16 protein-coding genes and 1 other RNA gene are annotated in these 16937 nt (G+C 44.4%); 7 read left to right on the top strand and 10 right to left on the bottom strand.

Annotation, left to right across the window (positions count from 1 at the left end; genetic code table 11):
• Window positions 1-59: 59 nt before the first annotated feature.
• Genes R7Q47_RS19035 through R7Q47_RS19025 form a run of 3 tightly spaced genes read right to left on the bottom strand, consistent with a single transcriptional unit; the run spans window position 60 to window position 3080 of the window.
• On the bottom strand, window positions 60-1268 hold the full coding sequence (locus R7Q47_RS19035; protein WP_033907445.1) for an FAD-dependent 2-octaprenylphenol hydroxylase: 1209 nt from the start codon (window positions 1266-1268) through the stop codon (window positions 60-62).
• 31 nt (window positions 1269-1299) lie between these two features.
• Window positions 1300-2478, bottom strand: coding sequence for a 2-octaprenyl-6-methoxyphenyl hydroxylase (gene ubiH / locus R7Q47_RS19030; protein WP_248486990.1), 1179 nt, complete (start codon window positions 2476-2478; stop codon window positions 1300-1302).
• Window positions 2479-2501: 23 nt separating this feature from the next.
• A complete protein-coding gene (locus R7Q47_RS19025; protein ID WP_248486991.1) occupies window positions 2502-3080 on the bottom strand; it encodes a YecA family protein in 579 nt (192 codons plus the stop codon).
• Window positions 3081-3329: 249 nt separating this feature from the next.
• Here R7Q47_RS19025 and R7Q47_RS19020 point away from each other — a divergent pair, with 249 nt between their 5' ends.
• The 5 genes from R7Q47_RS19020 (at window position 3330) to serA (ending at window position 6653) form a co-directional block, all read left to right on the top strand.
• Window positions 3330-3638, top strand: coding sequence for a cell division protein ZapA (locus R7Q47_RS19020; RefSeq protein ID WP_005384553.1), 309 nt, complete (start codon window positions 3330-3332; stop codon window positions 3636-3638).
• 8 nt (window positions 3639-3646) lie between these two features.
• Window positions 3647-3831: non-coding RNA, 6S RNA (gene ssrS / locus R7Q47_RS19015), on the top strand.
• Between the two features lie 5 nt (window positions 3832-3836).
• Window positions 3837-4436 (top strand): 5-formyltetrahydrofolate cyclo-ligase, encoded by a 600-nt coding sequence (locus R7Q47_RS19010; RefSeq protein WP_053350725.1) that lies wholly within the window; start codon window positions 3837-3839, stop codon window positions 4434-4436.
• A gap of 53 nt (window positions 4437-4489) precedes the next feature.
• On the top strand, window positions 4490-5146 hold the full coding sequence (gene rpiA / locus R7Q47_RS19005) for a ribose-5-phosphate isomerase RpiA (RefSeq protein WP_005380982.1): 657 nt from the start codon (window positions 4490-4492) through the stop codon (window positions 5144-5146).
• Window positions 5147-5420: 274 nt separating this feature from the next.
• Window positions 5421-6653, top strand: coding sequence for a phosphoglycerate dehydrogenase (serA, locus tag R7Q47_RS19000; protein ID WP_005384551.1), 1233 nt, complete (start codon window positions 5421-5423; stop codon window positions 6651-6653).
• Between the two features lie 71 nt (window positions 6654-6724).
• Here the strand turns inward: serA and R7Q47_RS18995 are convergent, their stop codons facing one another.
• Entirely contained in the window at window positions 6725-7417 is a 693-nt protein-coding gene (locus R7Q47_RS18995) for an oxidative stress defense protein (RefSeq protein ID WP_005384550.1), read from the bottom strand.
• Window positions 7418-7625: 208 nt separating this feature from the next.
• Window positions 7626-8522 (bottom strand): LysR family transcriptional regulator ArgP, encoded by an 897-nt coding sequence (locus R7Q47_RS18990; RefSeq protein WP_005380990.1) that lies wholly within the window; start codon window positions 8520-8522, stop codon window positions 7626-7628.
• Window positions 8523-8669: 147 nt separating this feature from the next.
• Here R7Q47_RS18990 and R7Q47_RS18985 point away from each other — a divergent pair, with 147 nt between their 5' ends.
• Together R7Q47_RS18985 and R7Q47_RS18980 are read left to right on the top strand one after the other, a co-directional pair.
• Window positions 8670-9299 carry a LysE/ArgO family amino acid transporter gene (locus R7Q47_RS18985; protein WP_031780897.1) on the top strand — a complete coding sequence of 210 codons (630 nt, stop codon included), beginning with the start codon at window positions 8670-8672 and terminating at the stop codon, window positions 9297-9299.
• Window positions 9300-9325: 26 nt separating this feature from the next.
• Window positions 9326-9808, top strand: coding sequence for a YbaK/EbsC family protein (locus R7Q47_RS18980; protein WP_017633558.1), 483 nt, complete (start codon window positions 9326-9328; stop codon window positions 9806-9808).
• 47 nt (window positions 9809-9855) lie between these two features.
• Here R7Q47_RS18980 and mscS read toward each other — a convergent pair whose 3' ends face one another.
• The 5 genes from mscS to R7Q47_RS18955 form a co-directional block, all read right to left on the bottom strand.
• Window positions 9856-10722, bottom strand: a complete 867-nt coding sequence (gene mscS / locus R7Q47_RS18975) for a small-conductance mechanosensitive channel MscS (RefSeq protein WP_005380995.1) — start codon at window positions 10720-10722, stop codon at window positions 9856-9858.
• Between the two features lie 424 nt (window positions 10723-11146).
• Window positions 11147-12223 (bottom strand): class II fructose-bisphosphate aldolase, encoded by a 1077-nt coding sequence (fbaA, locus tag R7Q47_RS18970; protein WP_005380996.1) that lies wholly within the window; start codon window positions 12221-12223, stop codon window positions 11147-11149.
• Between the two features lie 154 nt (window positions 12224-12377).
• Complete coding sequence (locus R7Q47_RS18965; RefSeq protein WP_005384547.1) at window positions 12378-13538, bottom strand: phosphoglycerate kinase; 1161 nt, start codon at window positions 13536-13538, stop codon at window positions 12378-12380.
• Between the two features lie 151 nt (window positions 13539-13689).
• Window positions 13690-14727, bottom strand: coding sequence for an erythrose-4-phosphate dehydrogenase (gene epd, locus R7Q47_RS18960; protein WP_053306782.1), 1038 nt, complete (start codon window positions 14725-14727; stop codon window positions 13690-13692).
• Window positions 14728-14862: 135 nt separating this feature from the next.
• Entirely contained in the window at window positions 14863-16821 is a 1959-nt protein-coding gene (locus R7Q47_RS18955) for a ligand-gated channel protein (RefSeq protein ID WP_248486999.1), read from the bottom strand.
• Window positions 16822-16937 lie beyond the last annotated feature (116 nt).

Here is a 16937-nt window from a genome sequence, read left to right as displayed (position 1 = left end):
GTTGATAAAACAAAGGCTGGATTAACCAGCCTTTTGTGTATTTGAAGTTCGCTTTGCACTTACTGACGCGCCAGATCCGGCAAGTGTCCCTTTAAACCAAGCGCGCGCTTCATGATCTCATCTTTCGCTCCCGGCAGTTGCCCCGCTAAACTTAAGCCAATGCCACGAACGAGCTTCTTAGCTGGGTTCTCGCCAGAGAACAAATCTCGAAACCCTTGCATAGTAGCGATCATCTTTGCCGCTTCCGCTTTTCGCCAACGCTCGTAGCTTCTTAGGTTGCGTTTACTGCCGATATCTTGACCCTGCTTCCAAAGTGCTAATACTTCTTGAGCAAGACTGGCCGCATCTAATAAACCTAAATTCACACCCTGCCCCGCTAATGGGTGAATGGTATGGGCCGCATCACCAACCAGCGCGACTCGCTCGACAACAAAATCTCGCGCATAGCGCATTTTCAAAGGAAACGCAGCACGCTCTCCCACTACTTCACATAGACCAAGTCGAGCATCAAACTCACTCGTCAACGCTTTATTGAAATCATGTTCACTCATCGCCACTAACTGCTCTGCTCGATTTGGCTCCGTGGACCAAACAATAGAGCACATATCTGGTTGCGACATTGGCAAAAATGCCAACGGTCCGTGAGGAGTAAATATCTGGCGCGCAATGCTGTTGTGTGGCATGGCAGTTTTGACATTCGCGACCAAAGCATGATGACCATAGTCCCAATGCGTTAATGGAATATCCATTTGATGGCGAAGCCACGAATTCGCCCCATCGGCTCCGACCACTAATTTAGCGGTCATGGCTTGGCCATTATCGAGCGTCAGCCAGCTTTCTTGCTCACCGACCGCGAGAGTCGCGCAACGTGCAGGCATAAACATAGTGACGTTATCGAGCTTTTGGACTTGTTCAAGCAGCGCAAGTTGAATCACACGATTCTCAACAATATGCCCTAAATCAGGTTGTGCCATACTTTGTGCATTAAATTCAATGCTGGCAAAGCTATCTTGTTCCCATACTTCCATGCCATGGTAAGGCGAAGCTCGGCGCTGTTCTATGCCCTGCCAAGCACCAAGTTTACGCAAAATCGTCTCACTAGAGCGGCTCAGCGCAGACACACGAACATCGGGCAATTCTTTCAACGAATCATCTGGCACTTTACCTTCAATAACGGCGACACGCAGATCACTGTCTTTGAACGCGGCAGCAAGTGCCAACCCAACCATCCCTCCGCCGATGATGGCGATATCTACACTTTGCATCATTGCTTTTTATTACCTAATTCAGTGCGGCCGTTCATCGTTTTACCAAGCCAAGTGTATGGCGTAGTAGCGGCTGCTTAAAAATAGAAAGGTTATCCATCGCTGCTAAGGCAGTATTTCGGCCAATTCGCATCGCGGGTAAATCATTTGAAAAAACATGCACCAAGGCACTGGTTAGCCAAATAGTTTCGCTTCGATCTGTTTCTCTACGTTGACTAAAGCGCATCAGGCCTTGATAAAGACCCACATCCTCACTTTGCTGCACAATTTCTTCTGCTAGTGAGACTACATCGCGAATACCGAGATTAAAGCCTTGTCCAGCTATCGGGTGCAGCGTTTGCGCCGCATTTCCAACAATCGCAAAGCGATGTGAAATATTTTGCTTTCGATGGCGAAGAAGCAATGGGTAACTTGCACGGCGCCCCACTTTTTTCATCGCGCCTAAACGCCAACCAAAATCGTTCTGTAAACGCTGGAGAAATGCTTGATCAGATAACTCAAGAACGGCTTGGGCTTCTTCAGGGTGTAAACACCAAACTAAGGACATTCGATTGTCACTCATTGGCAATAAAGCAACAGGGCCATTTTCAGTAAAACGTTCAAAGGCTCTACCTTGATGAGGTTCTTGAGTCACAATATTGGCAATGACAGCCACTTGTTCAAAATCTTGCTCAGAAAGTTCTAGACCAATTTTCTGACAACAGGTCGAAACAGCACCATCTGCAGCCACCAGCAGTTTTGCTTCAAGTTGCTCACCACTTTTCAACGTCACATGGGTACAGTTTTGCTCGCGCTCGATATCGGTAACCGAGTCAGGACAAAACAGCGTAATTGATTCGCTGCTGTCTAATAATTCTTGATATATACGCCCAACATCGGCTAATTCTACAACATACCCTAGAGCTCCCACCCCAACCTCTTGCTTGGTAATCTCCGTCATCCCAGCATGAGAACGGTCAGAAACGTGGATATGTTCAATGGGTGTGACAAACGGTTCTACTGACGTCCAGAGCTGTAGTTGACGCAACAGATTGACAGTACCGTAAGACAATGCGATTGAGCGAGAGTCAAAACCAGGGTGCATATCTGATTGTGCTTTAAAAGGCTCAACGACGGCAATGCGGAGCTTTCCCTGAGACAAATGGTCAATCGCCAATGCTAACGTTGCACCAGCCATGGCACCACCAGCAATGACTACATCATATTGCTTCATACTAACCTCTGGACGGTCTACGATTAGTGAATAGTAGGTTTTTTGTCGCTGCTTTCAGGACGAACACCAAATTCAGCATGAATCGTTAGTACGCAAGCTTTGATGTGCTCAATCACTTGCTCTAGCAATTGCGCTTGTTCACCAAGATCGTCATCTTCATCAATGCCTAATTTGGCAATCTCTTCTAAGTCAGCCAGTGCTTCTTTAGCGTCATCAGATGCTTTATTAAGCGCAACGCCTGCTAGACCTAGCCCAGAAATAAAGTGGTTTACAAAGTCGGACACACTGTCGGCTAATGCGAATAAGCCTTCTTCGCCCGGCTCATCTGGCAATAGTAAAGACAGCTCCATTGATGTGCCAGTAAGCTCATTAACAGTAGCGTTGAATATGCTCTGAGCAAAAGTGAGTGCTGTCGAGGGCCACCCCATCCCATCATTGGTGTAGTCAAAAAGAATCGGCTGCCAAGTTTGATCATTGATCGCCAATCCACCACTTAACATGCCAACAAATAAGCCATGTAACTCCGCCGGTGTCACAGCCAGGCTTGCCGATTGCAGTTCAGCAGCAATAGATTGGTATTCAGGAAGGGTGATTTCACTCATAACTTGGCTCATTCTTGCGTAATAATGTATTGGTATATCCTACCATCAAGGTTAGTGGTCTGAAACGGCTATCAAATTCAATTTTGGACAGCATTTGTTCAATTTGCCCAATTCCTGTGTGATCTCGTCATCATTTCTCTTTCTGTGATGGGAAATGCTTGAATCTTAATAGCGGTTTTCCTATAGTTTGCTCCTCGGTAGTTGTATGAAGCAACACCTTAGATAGCGCGAATATAGAGTTTATTCATCATGAGCAATCAAGCGATCGACGTTGAAATATTAGGCAAACTTACACGAGTGAATTGTCCGACAGGACAAGAAGAGTCTCTTGTTGCAGCGGCAAAAGATCTGGATCGCCGATTGAAAGAAATGAGCGAACGTACTAAGGTAACCAATGAAATCCAACTGCTGACCTTTGCTGCATTGAATATTTGCTATGAGTTGCACACCAAGTCATACGAATCCAATGGTCAACAGCAAGAAATTACTGAGCGAATGGAAAAGCTCACCGCGTCTTTAGAGAACGCACTAAGCAAAGTTACGCAAGGACAGCAGTAAATACAAAATTTACCCTGGGGTGTGCGTCAGCAGGATTTAAGTCCCTGAGCCGATAAGCAATACCTAAGGGTTAGTATTTGGTAACTATTGAGCAAGCTCGGCATGCACCGAGAAGCCTACGGTTGTCATTGCTGATCCGCCTTGAACCAGCTGGTTCAAGGGCCACAATCCTCAACGGCACCCTGGGGTATTCTCTCTATGTCAGACCTCTCTCGACAAGACTTCCGCAAACTGATTCGTGAAAAGCGCAACGCTCTGTGCAGTGATACGCAATACCAAGCGGGAATCGACCTTATTACTCAATTTTCCCAACTTCCTGAAATCGATCAGGCGCAACATATTGCCATCTACCTTTCTGCAGACGGTGAGCTTGATACTAAACCGCTCATTGAATGGTTATGGCAACAGGGAAAATCGGTTTATCTGCCCGTCATCCATCCCTTTTCTAAAGGTCAGTTACTGTTTCTTCAGTATATAAGTGATGAACAGCTCATCTACAACAAGTACGGCATCTTAGAGCCCAAGCTCGATATCAGACACCTCAAACCCGTTCGCCAGCTTGATTTAATCTGCACGCCTTTAGTTGGGTTCGACAGTATCGGACACCGCTTAGGCATGGGCGGAGGGTACTACGATCGTACTCTGTCACGTTGGTTTATAACTGGAGAGGGTGCTAAACCTGTCGGTATCGCTCATGACTGCCAACATGTAGAACGCTTACCAATTGAAAGCTGGGATATTCCATTACCTAAGATCGTGACCCCAAGCCAAATATGGCAATGGGAAAGTGACAAGTAAGCCGCTATAATCACGCCCGCAAACGTTAACGAACATCTATTCAGGAGATTGGCATGACTCAAGATGAAATGAAAAAAGCGGCTGGTTGGGCAGCACTAAAATATGTTGAGAAAGGCAGCATTGTCGGTGTTGGTACTGGCTCTACCGTGAATCACTTCATCGATGCACTAGGCACTATCAAAGATGATATTAAAGGTGCAGTGTCTAGCTCTGTCGCTTCAACTGAGCGCCTTAAAGAGCTTGGTATTGAAGTATACGAGTGTAACGATGTAATGAAGCTGGATGTGTATGTTGATGGCGCAGATGAGATCAACCCAGCACGTGAAATGATCAAAGGCGGCGGCGCGGCTCTGACTCGTGAGAAAATTGTCGCAGCAATCTCTGATAAGTTCGTATGTATCGTTGACGGCACTAAAGCAGTTGACGTACTTGGCCAGTTCCCATTGCCTGTTGAAGTAATCCCAATGGCACGCTCTTACGTGGCTCGTGAATTGGTAAAACTAGGTGGTGATCCAGCTTACCGTGAAGGCGTTGTGACTGACAACGGCAACGTGATTCTGGATGTGCACAATATGCAAATTACCAACCCGAAAGAAATGGAAGACAAAATAAACGGCATCGCTGGTGTGGTGACTGTGGGTCTTTTCGCTCATCGTGGTGCAGACGTAGTGATCACTGGCACACCAGAAGGTGCAAAAATTGAAGAGTAAATAACAGCCCAAAATGAACCTATCTGGTTCACTTTTCTGTTATTTCATTACATACGGTGCTGAAAGGCACCGTTTTTTATTCCTTTCTATAAGAAAATTATCTCTTATTCCGTAATTTTCTTACCCAAAGCAATTTTTTTTTGTTACTTTATTGAACAGAAGACGCACAGGGAAACGTTTGTCTTCCTACAAAACTGTTAATTATCCCCTTTTTAATAGTTTTGCCCAATGTGCGCCACATTAGCCCACCTTTCCATTTTAAGGACGAGAAAAAATGGCCAAAGTTTCACTGGAAAAAGAAAAGATTAAGATCCTCTTGTTAGAGGGACTCCACCCTTCTTCAGTTGAAGTTCTTCAAGCAGCTGGTTATACCAACATTGAATACCATAAAGGTTCCCTTCCGGAAGAAGAACTAATTGAAGCGGTAAAAGACGTACACTTCATTGGTATCCGCTCCCGTACGAACCTATCCGAAGAGGTAATAAATGCGGCGAACAAGCTGGTTGCAATTGGCTGTTTTTGTATTGGTACTAACCAAGTAAACCTAGACGCAGCAGCAAAACGCGGTATTCCTGTCTTTAATGCACCATTCTCTAACACTCGAAGCGTGGCAGAGCTTGTACTTGGGCAAATCCTTTTACTAGTGCGTGGTATTCCTGAAAAGAATGCACTTGCACATCGCGGTATTTGGAAGAAAAGTGCAGACAACTCTTACGAAGCTCGTGGTAAGTGCCTTGGCATTATCGGATACGGTCACATTGGTACTCAGCTTGGTATTATTGCCGAAAACTTAGGTATGCGCGTTTACTACTACGATATTGAGAACAAACTGTCCCTTGGTAATGCGACGCAAGTACATACCATGAGTGAACTATTGAACAAATGTGATGTGATTTCTTTGCACGTTCCCGAAACACCGGAAACGAAAAACATGATGGGTGAAGCTGAATTTGCTCGAATGAAACCAGGTTCCATCTTTATCAACGCGGCACGTGGCACCGTTGTGGATATTCCTGCACTTTGCCATAGCTTAGAAGCTGGTCACCTTGCCGGCGCTGCAATTGATGTATTCCCAACTGAACCAAAAACGAATGCTGACCCGTTCGAGTCTCCTTTACAAAAATTCGATAACGTCATCCTCACTCCACACGTTGGTGGTTCAACACAAGAAGCACAAGAAAATATCGGCTTAGAAGTGGCGGGTAAACTGGCTAAGTACTCTGATAACGGATCGACACTTTCAAGCGTAAACTTCCCTGAAGTGTCATTACCAGAACACAGTGGTGAGTGCTCTCGTCTGCTTCATATCCACAAGAACCGTCCTGGTATCCTAACTCAGATCAACACCATCTTTGCTGAAGAAGGCATTAACATTGCCGCGCAGTACCTACAAACAGCCGCTGAAATAGGCTACGTAGTGATCGACGTTGAAACTGAGCGCTCAGAAGAAGCTCTAACAAAGCTCAAAAACATTGAAGGCACAATCCGTGCCCGTATCCTTCACTAAACAGTGAAACAGAAACGACAAAGGCAGGGGTTATGACTCCCTGCCTTTTGCTTTTTACTGTTTGCTAAGCCTTACTTTAGCTTATAAATGACATCGACTTGATCGCGAATGATCATAGTTGAATCTTGGTAGCTATTCGCTCCTTCTTTACTATCCATCGCCATTGAACGCATTAACACAGGCTGAACGTGCATCTGTCTGTAATTGATCTGCCATACATCGCCCAACTTTTTCTCAAAACCAGTCGCTAATGACCCTGCTTTTTCTCTTGCGTCCTTAATCGCAGCCATTCGTGCCTTTTGCTGATACTCGGCTTGGTTGCTTACCTTAAGTTGAATATTATCAACCTGATTAATTCCCGCTTCTAACGCCATATCTAGGTATTGGTTAAGGTTTTTCAGATCCGTCACCGTGACATCAATACTGCGAGATGCTCGATACCCAACAAGTTCTGCTTTCCCTGATTTAGGGTAATGGTACTGAGGAGCAAGGTATAAATTCGAGCTAGTAATATTGTCTTTTGACAAGCCGGCATCCGATAAGCTTTTTAGAAACTCTTCAACGGTTTTATCTACGGACAATTTCGCTTGTTCAGCCGTCATTGTCGTATCGACTACTTTTACAGAAAACGTAGCCATATCAGGTGTGGCCGTCACTTCGCCATACCCCGTTGTCGTAACATGAGCAAACTCTGGCGTATTCGCCAAAACTGAAGCACTGGTAAGGCTGAGTGCTGAAGCCAGCAAAAATGAATACAATTTCATTCAATAAATCCATCCATACAAAATTAAGTACTTAATCTCAGATTCCAACATCACTATCATGGCTGAGAAAGCGTGTGGTTTCATAATAGAAACTTCCGCCGATTATCCAAGCACCCATAGTGACTTCTAACACAACTTTGACTATGTAACATTGGCGTAATTTTTAAACAAAACATACTTAAGTTAACGATAGGCAGCTCTGACAAACTTATTGAGGTAGATGCTGCTGCGCATACCCCACTATCGCGTGTGAGATTTCTTGTAATACCCCAGTTTCTAACTGCCAGTGGTGCCAATAAATCCGATGGGACATTAAAAAACCTGGAGTCACATCAACCAACACACCTCTGTCTAATTCGTCGGTAATTTGCAAGCGGGGGATCAAGCAATAAGCAACACCAGCTAACGCCACTTTTAGAAACGCTTCAGAACTACTGATGTTGTGATGAATAACGCTGTCAGGATTGACGTTAAAATGCTCGGTAAGAAATGTTTTATGTAGATCATCATATTGGTCATATGAAACGGCCGGTGCTTTTGCCAATGTCTGATTATTTACGCCTTTAGAAAAATAACGCTGATAGAACTCTGGGCTCGCGACACAAACATAATCGATGCGACCTAAATAGTCTGCTCTGCATCCGGGGATTGGCTGGGACTCCAAGCTGATCGCTCCTGTCACTTCGCCACTTTTGAGTTTTTCAATAGAGCGGTATTCACCATAGATAGTCAGTTTTAGTTCAACTTGACGCTGCTTCATAACATTTTGCAGCGCTGGCAGTAGCCATGTTGCAAGGCTATCTGCATTAGTCGCTAAAGAGAGTTGCACAGGTCGCGTACTGGTATCATTCTTTAGTTCGGGGAGAATTTCATGCTCTAGCAAGCGTACTCGCCGATAAAGGCCCAACAATTTTTTACCAATTGGCGTTGGCTTAGGTGGCTGGCTTCGAATTAAAACAGGCTGCGCGAGAAACTTCTCTAACTGCTTGATACGTTGAGAAATGGCGGATTGAGAAACAAATAAATGCTCGGCAGCACGCTCAAAGCTACCCTGATAAACTATAGCGTCTAATGCCTCAATCCATTTGTAATCTAACCCTCGCATACCTTTCCTCTCACTCTTGATCAAACGCCTCCCGTTAAATTAGTCTATCTAATGTAAGATTAAAATCATTAATTATACTTATTTAGATAAACGCTTTATCTTTCCCTTTTCTGTAAATGTATTTGTTATTTTGAAGTGAGGTGAAGTGTGAGCTTGTGGGTTCTATTGCAAGGTTTTGGTTTAGGAGCATCAATGATCATTCCGATCGGCGCGCAAAATGCGTATGTTTTGAATCAAGGCATAAAGCGTAACCACCACCTAACAACCGCCACTATTTGTAGCGTGCTAGATATGATTTTCATCTCTCTAGGTATTTTTGGTGGTGGTGCAATTCTGTCTCAAAATGAAATCTTACTGACGTCGGTGACACTTGGTGGTATTGCTTTCTTGAGCTTCTATGGACTGCTCTCACTAAAAAGTGCTTTTAAGCCAGAGAGTGAATCGGAATCAAAAGGGGAGATTGTAGCTCGAGGTCGTCGAACGGTTATTCTAGGTGCGTTAGCTGTCACTGTGCTTAATCCGCACTTATATTTAGATACAGTCGTTATTCTAGGTTCGATCGGTGGACAATTTGAAGGCCATGATCGCATTGCTTTTGCACTAGGTACGATTATGGCTTCCTTTGTTTGGTTCTACACTTTATCGATAGGAGCAGCCAAACTAGGTCCAACACTCTCTCAACCAAAAGTGAAAAAAACCATCGACATTGCAATCGCAATGATGATGTTCACAATCGCGTATATCTTAGCGAGTGAGCTTATTGATAAGTATTGGTAATCACCAGGTAGTAAGGCAGCAAAGACATGGAGTCACTAAAACGTATTTATAACAACAATAGAGAGCGATTCAACGCGCTCTCTATTCCTTTTCGGGAATGGCAGCACGAAGCCATCTTAGACTTTGAGACAGATATACGTATTGCGAGAGAGCTTGGTTGGACGGGTACGCATACCAAAAGCCTCTTTTTAACACTCAAAGGACAAGGTTACGCGGTTTATCTGACAGATAAGGACTCGCGCCTCGATGCCAAGCAGATTAAAGCGATTACAGGTAAACGTCCCTCTATTTGTAATGACGATGAAATGGTCGAAGTGTTAGGTTGCGTACCCGGCGCGGTTTGCCCAATAGGCTTACCGGAATACATCACTATCATTGTTGATACCAATCTCTATCAACATCAAGAGTTGCTCTATACGCCTGGCTTACCTGAGTTCACATTTGGATTTGCAGGTAAACATCTAAAACGCCTCTTACTTGCTGGTCATCACACCCTTTACGAAGTATAAAAAAGCGAGGCCTATTGGCCTCGCTTTTGAATATCGACTGCTTTTGATTAAGCGTCGACTTTGTTCAGGTGAACATCCATTTGTGGGAATGGAATCTCGATACCATTTTCATCCAATGCTTCTTTAATACCTTGCATTGCATCAAAGTATACGCCCCAGTAATCTGCAGTTTTCACCCATGGACGAACCACAAAGTTAACTGAAGAGTCTGCTAACGTAAGTACACCAATTGTGATATCTGGGTCTTTCAAGATACGTGGATCTTTCTCTAGCGTCTCACGAATCACTTTCTTCGTTAGTTTAAGGTCTGCTTTGTATGAAACACCAATCACTAGGTCGACACGTCGTGTCGCATGGCGAGAGTAGTTAGTAATGGCACCGCCGATAACTGAAGAGTTAGGCACAACAACCATTTTGTTGTCTGGTGTTTTTAGAACGGTTTGGAAGATTTGAATTGCTTCAACACTACCCGCTACACCACCGATTTCTACGTAGTCGCCTGATTTGAATGGGCGGAACGCAACAATAAGTACGCCTGCTGCAAAGTTTGATAGTGAACCTTGTAGTGCAAGACCAACAGCAAGACCTGCCGCACCAATCACAGCAACAACAGAAGCGGTTTGAACTCCTAATCGACCAAGAGCCGCGATTAGCACGATTACAAATAGCAAGTAACGAACAAGACCGTGAATAAATTCAACGACGGCCTTATCCATGTTTTTCTTTTCTAGTACTTTAGAAACACTACCAGCGACTGCCTTAACGATAAGATTACCGATAAACAGAATAAGCAGCGCAGAGATAATGTTCACACCGTACTGAACCAGTAGATCTGAATTGTTTGTCAGCCAAGTTTCAGCCTGAGTTAGACCATCCGTTAAAGTGGTATCGATACCCACCGATTCACCTGCCATAATTCTTATCCTCAAAAATAAAGAGATATAAATCCAATTGCCGTTAATTTATGAACCTTGTTTTTTAAAGGCTCTTTTCTAAAACAACATCCCTATTGCTCCACTGAACAGTGTCAGATTTTTGGCACAATATCCCAACTCTGACTTTTTTCAAAGTCAGAGTTTCGCAAAGATATGCAAAACAAGACTTTATCAGAGCTTTCTGACACTGACTTGTTACAGGTTACGCAATGTACTCTGATTTCGCCACTCTTAAGACTGATATTCCCATGTTTTCTTTAAAAAAACGTTAAAGGTGAGATATCTCACTAGCAAATACAACCTAACGCATAAAAATACCGGGAGAAAGCAGAGGGGAAGAAAATGATAGACATAAAAAAACCCGCTCAAAGAGCGGGCTTTTAAGTAACTTAATCAGTAACGATTATAGTACGTCAACTGCGTTAAGGTCAGCAAATGCTTGCTCTAGACGAGTAACCATTGAAGCTTGGCCTGCACGTAGCCATACGCGTGGATCGTAGTACTTCTTGTTTGGTGCATCTTCACCAGTTGGGTTACCGATCTGACCTTGTAGGTAATCGTGGTTTTCAGCTTCGAACTTACGGATACCATCCCAAGTAGCCCACTGTGTATCAGTATCGATGTTCATTTTGATCACACCGTAGCCGATAGATTCACGGATTTCTTCTAGAGAAGAACCTGAACCGCCGTGGAATACGAAGTTTAGAGAGTTCGCTGGAAGACCGAATTTCTCAGAAACGTGCGCTTGAGAATCACGTAGGATAGTTGGAGTTAGTACAACGTTACCTGGCTTGTATACGCCGTGTACGTTACCGAAAGATGCTGCGATAGTGAAACGGTGGCTGATTGCGCTTAGTTTCTCGTATGCGTATGCAACGTCTTCTGGAGAAGTGTATAGCTCAGACGCATCCATATCAGAGTTGTCAACGCCGTCTTCTTCACCACCAGTACAACCTAGTTCGATTTCTAGAGTCATGTTCATTTTAGCCATGCGCTCTAGGTACTTAGCAGAAATTTCGATGTTCTCTTCTAGAGACTCTTCAGAAAGGTCGATCATGTGAGAAGAGAACAGTGGCTTACCAGTTTGCGCGAAGTACTCTTCACCAGCGTCTAGTAGACCGTCGATCCAAGGAAGTAGTTTCTTAGCTGCGTGGTCAGTGTGTAGGATTACTGGAACACCGTAAGCTTCAGCTACAGCGTGAACGTATTTCGCACCAGCAACAGCACCTAGGATTTGAGCTTCTTGACCTTCAAGTTTTAGACCTTTACCAGCAAAGAAAGCAGCGCCACCGTTAGAGAACTGAACGATAACTGGAGCTTTAACTTTTGCAGCTGCTTCAAGTACTGCGTTTACAGAGTCAGTACCCACACAGTTTACTGCTGGAAGTGCAAAGCTGTTTTCTTTTGCAACTTCAAATACTTTCTGAACGTCATCGCCAGAGATAACACCTGGTTTTACGAAGTCGAAGATCTTAGACATGGATGTAATCCTATTTATCTGTCGTTTTTAAACAAAACTTGTTAAGTTGAAAATCTTGCAAACGTTTGCTCACAACTGAGGCTATTCTAGCAGAGTTCCTCACACGTTGCAGCAAACAAGAAAGCGGGAGAATCACTCCCCCGCTTTGCTTTAATTACTTAGCGCGTGCTTCTAGCATTTCTACTGCTGGAAGAACTTTACCTTCTACGAACTCAAGGAAAGCGCCGCCGCCAGTAGAGATGTAAGATACATCCGCTTTGATACCGAACTTGTCGATAGCCGCTAGCGTGTCACCACCACCAGCAACAGAGAAGCCTTCAGAAGCTGCGATAGCTTCAGAGATACCTTTAGTACCAGCTTCGAAGTTCTTGAATTCGAATACGCCTACTGGACCATTCCATAGGATAGTCTTAGCGTTTTTAAGGATTTCAGCTAGTTCAGCAGTTGAATCTGGACCAAGGTCGAAGATCATGTCGTCGTCTTGTACTTCAGAAACGTGCTTGATTTCAGCTTCTGCGTTCTCGTCAAATGCTTTCGCACATGCAACGTCAGTTGCTACTGGAATTGCACACTCGTCCATTAGCTTCTTAGCTGTTTCAACTAGGTCTGCTTCGTATAGAGACTTACCAACGTTGTGGCCAGCAGCTGCGATGAATGTGTTAGCAATACCACCACCAACAACGAGTTGGTCAGCGATTTTAGATAGAGACTCAAGAACAGTTAGCTTAGTAGAAACTTTTGAACCACCTACGATAGCAACCATTGGACGAGCTGGCTTGTCCATTGCTTTGCCTAGCGCTTCTAGTTCGTTTGCTAGTAGAGGACCAGCACATGCTACGTCTGCGTGCATGCCAACGCCGTGAGTAGATGCTTGAGCACGGTGAGCCGTACCGAATGCGTCCATTACGAATACGTCACATAGTGCTGCATATTTCTTAGATAGCTCTTCGTCGTTTTTCTTTTCGCCTTTGTTGAAGCGAACGTTTTCAAGAACAACAAGTTCACCCGCATTTAGCTCTAGGCCATCTAGGTAGTCTTTTGCTAGCTTCACTTCGCAATCTAGTGCGTCGTTTAGGTAGTTAACAACTGGTTGTAGAGAGAACTCTTCAGCGTATTCACCTTCAGTTGGGCGACCTAGGTGAGACGTAACCATTACTTTAGCGCCTGCTTCTAGGCAGTGCTTAATAGTTGGAAGAGATGCGATGATACGTGCATCCGAAGTTACTTTACCGTCTTTTACTGGCACGTTTAGGTCAGCACGGATAAATACACGTTTACCTGCAAGATCCAGGTCAGTCATCTTGATTACAGACATGATGTGTCCTCTCAAATATTTAATAATTAAAGTTTTTGAAAACTCGGCAACCCTGCCAAGCCTGTTAATTCTTCAAACTGGTTATAGATATGGAGATATTATGGATTTATTTCAAGGCTTGAAATAAAAAATCTCCATCACTTCTTCGTCATTACTGTTCCACTTGCGAAGAAGCTTGCATTGCTAAGGCAGTATCCAGCATCCGGTTAGCAAAGCCCCATTCGTTGTCGCACCAAACGAGCATTTTTACGAGTTGCCCGTTACTCACTCTAGTCTGGCTTCCATCCACAATCGCACTATGGGGGTCGTGGTTAAAGTCGATGGAAACGAGTGGCGATTCAGTATAGTCAACAATGTTACGTAATGTACACTGAGATGCGTTAACAATGGTTTGATTTACGTCATTAACTTTCACATTTGTACTAATTGTGACACTTAAATCCATTGCAGTGACGTTAACCGTTGGAACACGAACAGAAATTGCTTCGAATTTGTTGGAAAATTTCGGGAAGATTCTTTCAATCCCCTTATGCAACTTAGTGTCCACCGGAATAATAGATTGGCTTGCAGCGCGGGTACGGCGTAAGTCGTTATGATACGCATCAATTACTTGTTGATCGTTCATGGACGAATGAATTGTGGTAATGGTGCCAGACTCTATGCCGAAGGCTTCGTCTAATACTTTAATGATGGGAACGATACAGTTGGTGGTGCAAGAGCCATTGGAGACAACACGGTGCTCGTCTTTCAGAGTTTCGTGGTTCACGCCATAGATAATCGTATTATCTAGGTCGTTTGCGCCCGGGTGCGAAAACAGTACTTTCTTAGCGCCAGCTTCTATATGCGCTTGCCCATCGGCTTGCGAACCAAATACGCCAGTGCAATCCAAGACGATATCAACTTCTAAATCACGCCAAGGAAGTAATTCGATTTCGGAGAGGTGGAGAATGCGAATGGAATCATATTCACCGCTGTCATGATGAACATGCAAATGTTCTTGGTCATGGGAAATTTTTTTACCAAAGCGACCATGACTGGTGTCATATTGCAGTAGGTGTGCCATCGCCTCTGGCTGAGCTAGTTCGTTAACCACCACAACCTTGATCTGCTGGTGTTTTCCACTTTCATACACCGCTCGCAGAACATTACGACCTATACGTCCAAATCCATTGATCGCAACCTTTAGCATTTATCCTTCGCCCTACCAAAAATTTCGTGTCACAGATACTACCTGATCAGGCTGACAAACGCACCTGTTGAATCACAGTAAAGCAGGATTAAAAAAGGTCGAGACTATGCTCGACCTTATTACAACGATAGATAATTAAAATGCGACGTCTAAACCTAACCAGTAGCGACGACCATCTTCAATATATCCGTATTCTTCGTAACTGATTTCCTCGTCTAGCAAGTTATAGATAGCGCCTTTAATACGAGTATTGTCGGTTAACTGGTATGTCACACCGGCGTCCACAAAGGTATAAGCTGGTTCTACAATACTGTTTCTTGATGGGCCAGTAACCGGATCCATTTCTTTACCTCGGTACGTGACTTTCGCCCAGCTCTCTAGATCTGTTGTCGTTTGCCAAGTCACATCCACATTAAACAGATGCTTTGGTAACTGCTGCAGCGGCATGCCTTTGTATTCACCTGTTTTTTGCTCTGAGTCGGTAAATGTGTAGCTCGAGCTAAGGTAAATGGTTTCCGTTAACGGCGATGCTAAGGTCGCTTCAATACCTTGTGTGACGGCTTCATCCACGTTAATACGGTACGTTGGATCTGCGCCCCATTGGTTTGGGCCATCAGTACAGATAGTGTCTGGACAAACAACACGTGTGATCTTGTCTTTGAATTCGTTATGGAACGCAGTCAAAGAGACATCTAAGCCAGAATCACCTTGATACAAGACGCTGATTTCTTTGTTTAGCGACGTTTCAGGGTCAAGATCTGGGTTACCGTAGATATTACCGCCACCACTGACTTGCGCCCAGCCAGGAGTAATTTCACGTAATTGTGGAGAACGGAAACCTGTTGCCACACCGCCTTTCACCGTCCAAGACGGATCAACTCGCCATACACCGTAAACACGCGGACTAAAGTGCGCGCCATAGTTTTCGTCATGATCTAGGCGACCACCAAGCGTAACGCTAAACGGATCAGCGATTCTCCATTCATCTTCAATGAAAACAGCCCACTGCGTATTCGATGTTTCAGTCTTCGACGACGCTTTGTTGGAGGTGAAATCCTCAAGCTCTGCATGAGTAGCGTCCACACCCGTCGTCAACGTATGGTTTCCAATACCAGTCACCAAGCTCGATTTGAACGTGGTGTTGGTTATCGTCATCTCACGAGATTTGTTCTCGCTCTCTTCTCGCTGTAAGTAAGTATCTGAAATGCCAATCGAATCCCAATCACCGTTGTAGCTTACCGTTACGTAATTACGACGATATTCATTCAGTGAGTCTTCACACCCACCACGACACCCAGTAGTCGGCACTGAAAGGCCCACATTGCCACGACGACTTTGTGCAGACGTGCCGCCCTCTAATTGCACCGAGTGGCGATCATTAATCTGGTAAGTCAGTTTTGAAGAGATACTCTGCATATCTTTATCTTCATAACCGTATTCGATGTCATCTTCTTCTCTGGTTGTGTACTGACCATATACTTGGAGAGATAAATTTTCAGCCAACGGACCATTAACGAAAAAGTTCGCGCTCTGCTCTCCCCCTGAGCGACTATTCTCTTGTAGTACCGTGCCCAGTTGAACATTACCCGTCCACTCTAGCGCATCTTTTCGTGTGATGACGTTAATCACACCACCAATCGCATCAGAACCGTAAAGCGTCGACATTGGGCCACGAATAACTTCGATTCGCTCAATCGCTTGAAGAGGAGGTAACCAACCTTGTTCGATACCAGGGCCGTCACTATTTGGACGAGTTTCACGCGTACTTTGACGTTTACCATCGACCAGTATCAAAGTGTATTTAGAACCCATACCACGGATACTAATGTCGGTGGTATCACCACCACCTGTCACGACAACACCTGGCACACTTTTTAGTGCATCAGTCACATCGCGGTAATAACGGGAGTCCAACTCCTCACGTGAAATCACACTAATACTTGCAGGCGCGTCCGCTTGAGATTGCTCATAACTTGATGCAGTTACAACCACTGTTTCCATTTTAGAAACTGCATCATTGGCAAAAACATGAGGGACACTGACGAAGGCTAAAATACCAGTTGCGGTAATAACTGGCAGTCTAAGAGTAGACATCTACATCTCCATAATTGATAATGATTATTATTTTCGAAAGTGAATTATTCACAAATAGAATGAGATGCATAGTGAGAGTTATGGAACGGTTCTTTCCATTTATGGAACTCGTACAT

The organism is Vibrio sp. Vb0349 (assembly GCF_033338975.1).
Note: the sequence above shows the minus strand (reverse complement) of the source record. Positions and strands in the feature narration are given on the sequence as shown.

Bases quoted from the DNA above. Each gene is read 5' to 3' on its own strand.
- R7Q47_RS18955 (WP_248486999.1), bottom strand. From the start codon at position 16,821: ATGTCTACTCTTAGACTGCCAGTTATTACCGCAACTGGTATTTTAGCC.
- fbaA (WP_005380996.1), bottom strand. From the start codon at position 12,223: ATGTCTAAGATCTTCGACTTCGTAAAACCAGGTGTTATCTCTGGCGAT.
- R7Q47_RS19035 (WP_033907445.1), bottom strand. From the start codon at position 1,268: ATGATGCAAAGTGTAGATATCGCCATCATCGGCGGAGGGATGGTTGGG.
- R7Q47_RS18995 (WP_005384550.1), bottom strand. From the start codon at position 7,417: ATGAAATTGTATTCATTTTTGCTGGCTTCAGCACTCAGCCTTACCAGT.
- R7Q47_RS19010 (WP_053350725.1), top strand. From the start codon at position 3,837: ATGTCAGACCTCTCTCGACAAGACTTCCGCAAACTGATTCGTGAAAAG.
- mscS (WP_005380995.1), bottom strand. From the start codon at position 10,722: ATGGCAGGTGAATCGGTGGGTATCGATACCACTTTAACGGATGGTCTA.
- epd (WP_053306782.1), bottom strand. From the start codon at position 14,727: ATGCTAAAGGTTGCGATCAATGGATTTGGACGTATAGGTCGTAATGTT.
- R7Q47_RS18965 (WP_005384547.1), bottom strand. From the start codon at position 13,538: ATGTCTGTAATCAAGATGACTGACCTGGATCTTGCAGGTAAACGTGTA.
- R7Q47_RS18990 (WP_005380990.1), bottom strand. From the start codon at position 8,522: ATGCGAGGGTTAGATTACAAATGGATTGAGGCATTAGACGCTATAGTT.
- serA (WP_005384551.1), top strand. From the start codon at position 5,421: ATGGCCAAAGTTTCACTGGAAAAAGAAAAGATTAAGATCCTCTTGTTA.
- R7Q47_RS19025 (WP_248486991.1), bottom strand. From the start codon at position 3,080: ATGAGTGAAATCACCCTTCCTGAATACCAATCTATTGCTGCTGAACTG.
- rpiA (WP_005380982.1), top strand. From the start codon at position 4,490: ATGACTCAAGATGAAATGAAAAAAGCGGCTGGTTGGGCAGCACTAAAA.
- R7Q47_RS18980 (WP_017633558.1), top strand. From the start codon at position 9,326: ATGGAGTCACTAAAACGTATTTATAACAACAATAGAGAGCGATTCAAC.
- ubiH (WP_248486990.1), bottom strand. From the start codon at position 2,478: ATGAAGCAATATGATGTAGTCATTGCTGGTGGTGCCATGGCTGGTGCA.
- R7Q47_RS19020 (WP_005384553.1), top strand. From the start codon at position 3,330: ATGAGCAATCAAGCGATCGACGTTGAAATATTAGGCAAACTTACACGA.